Genomic DNA, 3,076 nt, shown 5'->3' with positions numbered 1-3,076 from the left:
TGGTTGTCATCGGCAGCGCCACAATCAAAGCAAACAGAAAAAATGGAATAAGAATATGATCAAACTGATGTTGGTACGCTTGAACCAGCTTTTCTGAAAGGTCGCAAGATGGTGATAAATTCACACTCTCATCTTGCTGACTCTGTATTTGGTGAGCCTTCGGGCAGCTTTTCGAGAAACCAGAATTTTGGCTTAAGCATATCATCACCACCCAAAGCACGAGGGCGAGTGTCCATTTGGCTATTTTATATTGTGAGCGTAACAATGGGTCGTATAGTCCTGTTAATTCTGGTTTATGCCGTTTACATATGACCGGGCCATCCTAACCTAAATTTCGTGGCTGAATGTTACTTTCGAGTTAATCGATATTGCCTCAATGCCAAAGTATGAAGTACGTCATGAATGTTGTAGAAAGCAATATTCGTCAGAATCATTTGTTAAGTTGATGAAGAAGTCGTGAGCTATCGACATAGATTAATATACCTAATTGTTAGCACAAATTTTTATTATCTTTCAATTGTGATTGGAATCATAAAACAAAACTTCATAACTGAGTCGCGATAATGTTCGGCAGGCGGATTGATTTTGATCATCTCTCTAGCACATTATTCAGGTGAACATATGTGTTAAGTTCCACATGTGTAGGTAATGTTATGAAAATTCCTGTTCAAACTGAGCGTAAAGTTACACTGGGGTGCTACGTTGCTCTGGCGTTTGCGGTCGTGTTCTTTTCTGGCCTGATGCAATCTAGCGAATGGTACGGTGTATTCGATTTTACAACGCTCAATGGCTCTTTCGGCAAGGTGGCGTATGGTGTCACCGAAACGGCTGACGGTGTGCAAGTTGCAACAACGTCGCTTCGCGGTACTGGTGGTAGCGGTGCTCGCGACGGTTTCATTTTCGCACTTACTTTGATTCCAACTGTTATGTTCGCCTTAGGTATGATCAACGTACTTGAGCACTACGGTGCACTTGAAGCAGCTCGTAAGCTTCTTACTCCTCTTCTACGTCCTCTAATGGGCATCCCTGGTAACTCTGGTCTGGCTTTAATTGCTTCTCTACAAAGTACCGACGCGGGCGCGGCGATGACGCGTCAGCTAAAAGATGAAGGTCACCTAACTAAGCGTGAAACGGACGTATTTACCATGTTCCAGTTTACTGCAGGTGCGACCATCGTGAACTTCTTCTCATCAGGTGCTGTGCTGTTCACATTGACGATGGCTGACGGCTCTCTAGCGGTCACGTCTTCTATTGGTTTAGCGGTTGTGGTGATGTTCGCATTCAAGATCATCGGTGCAAACCTGTTCCGTATTTACCTGAACATGACGGAAGGTAAAGAAGACAAACAAGACCAAAACAAATCAGAGAACCTAAAAGAGGAGACGGCATAATGGGTGACGTTAAAGCGAAAAAACCAATGGTGACGGATATCTTCGTCGAAGGTGCTAAGAAAGGTTGGGTAATTGCGACTACCTCTACGGTTCCTAACGTATTGATGGCGTTCGTTATCATCAAAGCGCTGCAAATCACTGGCGCGCTGGATCTGATGGGCACGGTGTTTTCTCCAATCATGGCGGTGTTTGGCCTTCCTGGTGAAGCGGCTGCTGTTCTTATCGGCGCTTGGATGTCGATGGGCGGCGCAGTGGGTGTGGTTATCACGCTGTTTGACCAAGGCATCCTAAACGGTACGCACATTGCGATTCTTGCACCTGCTATCTACCTAATGGGCTCTCAAGTTCAGTACATGGGTCGTATCATGGGCCCAATTGGTACTGAAGGTCGTTACATCCCAGTTATGATTGCGATCTCAGTATTGAACGCGTTTGGCGCAATGCTGGTGATGAATCTGTTTGTCTAGGAGTGAATCATGCAATTCTCTCTAAATGAATATCTAGAAGAGCTACGTCCGCTAATCAATGTGGATTGTGGTACTTACACTACTGATGGTATCGAGTTTATCGCTTCTCAATTTGAAGAGAAGTACCAAGCGATGTCAGGTTGGAGCGTAAAACGCATCGACTGTGGCAGAGCGGGCATCGGTCTTGAAGTTCGAAATAAGCCGGAAGCTGAGCAAATCGACGTGATGCTGATTGGTCATATGGATACCGTGTTCCCTGTGGGTACTGCTGAGCTTCGTCCAATGTCTCAAGATGTAGAGAAAGCCTACGGTCCGGGCGTCTCGGACATGAAATCTGGCTTGCTCAACATCGTATACGCGATGCGCAATCTAGACCAAGCGGTGTTGGATAAGCTGTCTATCGCTATCTGCATGAACCCAGATGAAGAGACGGGCTCTCTGGACTCTGTGGATTGGATTCAATCAGTAGCGAAAAACGCTAAGAATGTACTGGTTGCAGAAGCGGCACGTGCAGACGGTGGTTTAGTGAAAGCGCGTAAAGGCATGGCTCGCTACAAAATGACCTTTAATGGCGTTGCTGCTCACGCAGGGAACGAGCCAGAAAATGGCCGCAGCGCAATCACTGAGATGGCGAATTGGATTCTAGCAGTCAATGCAATGACCAACTTTGAATCTGGTACCACGCTGAATGTCGGTATTGTTTCTGGTGGCAACGGAGCGAACATCGTCCCTGAGCACGCTGAAGCGATCGTGGATGTGCGTTTCTGGAGCAACGAAGAATACGATGATGTCGATAGCAAGCTAAACGGCATGCTGGAAACACCATTCGTTGATGGCGTGAGCATTGAGTTGGTTCGTGAAGCGTATAAGCCTTCTATGGTGCCAAGCCCACAAACAGAAAGCTTAATGACATTAGTTGAAGAAGCGGCAAGTGAACTGGCGATCGACATCAACTGGAAAGAAGTCGGTGGCGGCTCTGATGCAAACAATACGGCGATTCTTGGCGTTCCAACTTTGGATGGTCTAGGACCTATCGGTGCGGGCTTCCACAGCGATCAAGAGTACTTGTTGCTTGAGTCTATCGAACCGCGAATCAAAATGCTGATGCGTGTACTGGAGAAGATAGCTCAGTAGTGCACTCGACAACTTAGTTCCCAACATCACGATCCCCAGACTTCGGTTTGGGGATTTTCTATCTGTGTTTTTGTTTCACTTTAC

General features: G+C 46.5%; 3 protein-coding genes. All 3 read left to right on the top strand.

Features of this window, described 5'->3' with window-relative positions; translation table 11 throughout:
• The first annotated feature begins 653 nt into the window (after positions 1–653).
• The 3 genes from CAG68_RS21080 to CAG68_RS21070 are packed head-to-tail and all read left to right on the top strand — an operon-like array spanning position 654 to position 2,992.
• Entirely contained in the window at positions 654–1,391 is a 738-nt protein-coding gene (locus CAG68_RS21080; RefSeq protein ID WP_005374846.1) for a nucleoside recognition domain-containing protein, read from the top strand.
• Positions 1,391–1,858: a YjiG family protein gene (locus tag CAG68_RS21075; RefSeq protein WP_005374849.1), complete on the top strand. Its 468-nt coding sequence runs from the start codon at positions 1,391–1,393 to the stop codon at positions 1,856–1,858. Before CAG68_RS21080 ends, CAG68_RS21075 begins: the two co-directional genes overlap by 1 nt.
• A 9-nt stretch (positions 1,859–1,867) precedes the next feature.
• Positions 1,868–2,992, top strand: coding sequence for a M20 family metallopeptidase (locus tag CAG68_RS21070; RefSeq protein ID WP_047102407.1), 1,125 nt, complete (start codon positions 1,868–1,870; stop codon positions 2,990–2,992).
• Positions 2,993–3,076 lie beyond the last annotated feature (84 nt).

The organism is Vibrio sp. V42_P2S4T144 (assembly GCF_009904715.1).
Lineage (GTDB): Bacteria > Pseudomonadota > Gammaproteobacteria > Enterobacterales > Vibrionaceae > Vibrio > Vibrio alginolyticus.
This window is presented reverse-complemented; position numbering and strand designations above follow the sequence as displayed.

Coding starts and splice junctions, on each gene's coding strand:
- CAG68_RS21070 (WP_047102407.1), top strand. CDS start 1,868: ATGCAATTCTCTCTAAATGAATATCTAGAAGAGCTACGTCCGCTAATC.
- CAG68_RS21075 (WP_005374849.1), top strand. CDS start 1,391: ATGGGTGACGTTAAAGCGAAAAAACCAATGGTGACGGATATCTTCGTC.
- CAG68_RS21080 (WP_005374846.1), top strand. CDS start 654: ATGAAAATTCCTGTTCAAACTGAGCGTAAAGTTACACTGGGGTGCTAC.